Origin of the sequence: Bradyrhizobium sp. (assembly GCF_049519115.1) — a bacterium.
In the GTDB taxonomy this organism is placed as follows: domain Bacteria; phylum Pseudomonadota; class Alphaproteobacteria; order Rhizobiales; family Xanthobacteraceae; genus Bradyrhizobium.
Genome location: NZ_JBEKRB010000175.1, coordinates 1 through 3,168, shown reverse-complemented (window position 1 = coordinate 3,168; position 3,168 = coordinate 1). Strand labels below are relative to the sequence as shown.

At 59.6% G+C, this 3,168-nt stretch carries 3 protein-coding genes and 1 pseudogene; all 4 read right to left on the bottom strand.

Features of this window, described 5'->3' with window-relative positions; genetic code table 11:
* Nucleotides 1-377 precede the first annotated feature (377 nt).
* Nucleotides 378-971 carry a hypothetical protein gene (locus ABSE61_RS36755; RefSeq protein ID WP_423876048.1) on the bottom strand — a complete coding sequence of 198 codons (594 nt, stop codon included), beginning with the start codon at nucleotides 969-971 and terminating at the stop codon, nucleotides 378-380.
* Nucleotides 968-1,507, bottom strand: a complete 540-nt coding sequence (gene gspM, locus ABSE61_RS36750) for a type II secretion system protein GspM (protein WP_423876047.1) — start codon at nucleotides 1,505-1,507, stop codon at nucleotides 968-970. The genes ABSE61_RS36755 and gspM overlap by 4 nt, the downstream gene beginning before the upstream one ends.
* 3 nt (nucleotides 1,508-1,510) lie before the next feature.
* The gene (locus tag ABSE61_RS36745) at nucleotides 1,511-2,578 is read right to left on the bottom strand and encodes a PilN domain-containing protein (protein ID WP_423876046.1); all 1,068 of its coding nucleotides are present in this window, start codon (nucleotides 2,576-2,578) and stop codon (nucleotides 1,511-1,513) included.
* A gap of 5 nt (nucleotides 2,579-2,583) precedes the next feature.
* Nucleotides 2,584-3,168, bottom strand: a pseudogene (locus ABSE61_RS36740) (hypothetical protein); the annotation flags it as partial.

The following is a 3,168-nucleotide window of genomic DNA, read 5'->3' as shown; positions in this document are numbered from 1 at the left end:
GTCGCGCGGAGCAGCGTCCTCGGTCAGACTCGGACTCGGATTGGATGTGACACAGCCCGGCAATGCGCTGAGCAACACGACCACCAAGCAAGCCTCTGAGAAATGAAGCAAAAACGGTCCCCGGTTGAAATTCAGTGTATTATTCTCGCCCCCCTATATCGGCGCCGCAGGTGATCGCGGCGACGGCCACTCAACAGTCCTTTCCAGGTCGCGCTTGCTCGTTTCCCCCGAGCGTGTGGCCGCTAGTGCTGGCATTAGGCGTCGACCGAAGCAGAATATGCGGCCAAATCATGCAAATATATGGTTAATAAAAGGTAATTTTGGACACGATGACTGTTTCCACTAAGAAATTTTTACGAACTCTCGCTTGCGGCGGTTCACTCACCCATTCGTCGACGGCGTCCTTGAATTCCTGCATTCTGGCCTGTCGGTGACAAATTCTGTTGTTGCAGTTGCAGCGGTTGCGGCGCACGCGATGATCCGTTCGACACTTTCGACGCGGCGCCGTCACCAAAATTCCCCTGATCGACTTTGCGATTAAAGAGCGTGAACGTGGCGAAGCGGCCATCGAGCGACAAGACCAGCTTGCGTCCCTCGATCTGACTAACCGTCCATCCGTCGATCTTATCGCCAATTTGCGCGCGTAAAATCTTCTCCGCTCCGACCTGAACGACGGCGCGCACACTGTCTCCATCCATCACGATGCCGGAGAGAACCAGATCAGGCGGTGCCACCGGCGGCACCGGTTGGTTGGGAGCCTGGGCGACCGGCCCTGCCGGCGGGCGGCGGCTGGGCGAAAACAGCGGACGATCGATAGTCGCCGACAGCCGTTCCAGAGATTGCGCTGCGAGCGGATTAGAAAGCGTGACGTCGGACGAATCTTGTGCCTGCGCTGGCGCATCGGCACCGAGCGTCGCAGTCGTCCAATACAACAGAAAAACGGCATTGGCCGTTAGGCGAAAAAACGTCATGGCGTCCCTCGCCGCCAAAACGCGCGCAGGCTCAACGTGGCTCGCAGCGTTGGATCTTCGATGATACGACCTGCCGTCGCGCTGGCCGGCTGCACTGTCAGCGCATCGACGAACACGTAAGGTGTTCCGCTTTCGAGTTGATAGAGCATCGCCCGCAGCGCCTTCATGTTCATTTCAAGAGTGGCCTGAAGCCTGATCGTGTCGGTCGCCTCGTCGCGCTTGGCCGCTTCCCCGCCCGATGACATCAGACCGGCATGCTGAAGGTCGGCGAGTTGCGCCAGATAGGCTTGCAGTTGGGCGCTAGCGATGCCCTGGGTCGGCGCGTTCAGAAAAGCTGTCGGAGGTGCTGCGATCGGCCGACCTGTATCCGCTCGCATTCGGGGCTCCAGACGCGAGAGCAAGTCGCGACGTTCGGCAAGCTCCTGACCCGCATCGGAACGCATCTGAAGCGATAGTCCTGCGGCGCACACGCATGTCAGTATCAGCAGGACCAGCACTAACAAGGAAACAGCTTGTTCGCGGTCCAGTCTCCACACGGCTCACTCCTCCGCGATCTTGCTGCGGGGCTCGACATGCGCCTCGATGGAAAACCTGAACGACTTTCCGTCCGGCCCGCGCGTCGTTGGGGCAAAAAAGTGCACGGCGGTCAGGTGCCCGGACTGTTCAAGCGGCGCGAGTAATGCTGGGGCGTCGTCGGCCAGTCCGGTCATGCGCAAGGTTGCGTTTTCCACACGAATTTCGGTCAGGTGCGCGGAATCAGGCAGGGCGCGTGACAGCGCCTCGATAAGGATCACGCTCGAAATGGATGTTTCTTTCAAGAACCACGCCCGTTCCGCCAGCGGCATGGATGCCGCCAAAGACAGCGTCCGGCCGCCCTGAACTTGTCGCTGCAAAGCCTTGGCGCGCGCCGCGATGCTTTCACTCTCGTCTCGAAGAAGGCCGGTAGATACAAACGCCCACAGGCTCAAACACATACTCACCGCGGCGATGGCACCAATCCCTAAACCAATCAACCGGCTTGTCCCTTCAAGGCGGTCATGCGAGGCGTCCGTCAATCGCGACCACAAGGTCACGGATCCTGCGCCCTTTACGGTTTCGACGGTCGAAACATTCGCCACGATGCGATCGACCTGAACACCGAGCGCAGTCAAATGATGTCGCGATGCGTCAATATCGGTCCGGGAGGCCATCAAGATTCGTACCTCGATTACCGAAGCATCCTCTCCGCTCGCTTCGGCGTTAAAACCGTACACCACGTTGTTGGGCGGCCAAGGCGACAGTCGCTCGATCTGATTGCGGATGACTCCCGACAGAAATTTCTGCGCCTGCGCCGGTACAGTGATGTTTCGCCTCACGACCTTTTCGGCAGGAAGTTCAAGAACGATAAAAATGTTGCTAGCAGCGCGCAGAAGGTCAGCCGACACTTTCTGTCCGGCTCGAAAGTGTGGATGAGCTGTATCCCGACCGGATAGAGACTCCCGTATGACGACATGCTGATTTTCGTATGCAACCGTCAACGCATGTTGTTCACGCCGTCGCTCGCGCCAAGCTACAAACATCGTGGCCAGAGTCTCGATCCATCGTCTCAAGATAGCGGCGATCCGCATGAGACTTACCCCTTCGCCATCGGACGCAACCCAATGGACGCATCGGCGTATGGCACCGGCGTCCAAACCAGTACGCGGTAAGGTTGGCTATCCTGAGGCAACACGACTATCACCGCGTGCACCGTGGCGCTGTAGCCGCTCGCCAACGCCGCCGTCAGATCCACAGACGCGACACGCTGCGGCTTGACCGCAAGATATGGCTGCACCGCCCCGAGAATTGGTATCAGCCTATCGGCATCCGAGGGAAAACTGCGGCGGGCGTTGAGAAACGCGGCAACCCGCTGGCCGTCAACACCCGGCAGCGCCGCTATGACGCCCGCTGGCGCGGTCAACGGATTGACGGTTTGGCTCCCGAACACGGTGGTTAGCGGCGCAATCGCCGCGATCCAGTCCGGCGCCATTCCGGGAATGGTCCGGAGTTGCCCAACGTCGGTGAAGGGCTGGTTAGATCCAGACATTTTGGGCGCGACATTGGCGAGGTTATCACGACCTGCCGCATGGCTGGGATCGCGTCGTTCGACGATGCGCTGGGCGACCTTGCGAGCCGCCTCCTCCGGAGCGCCGATGGACCGCAACATAGAAGCGAGAAG

What these genes read in the sequence shown, in the direction of transcription:
- ABSE61_RS36755 (WP_423876048.1), bottom strand. Translation starts at nt 971, where the DNA reads ATGACGTTTTTTCGCCTAACGGCCAATGCCGTTTTTCTGTTGTATTGG.
- ABSE61_RS36745 (WP_423876046.1), bottom strand. Translation starts at nt 2,578, where the DNA reads ATGCGGATCGCCGCTATCTTGAGACGATGGATCGAGACTCTGGCCACG.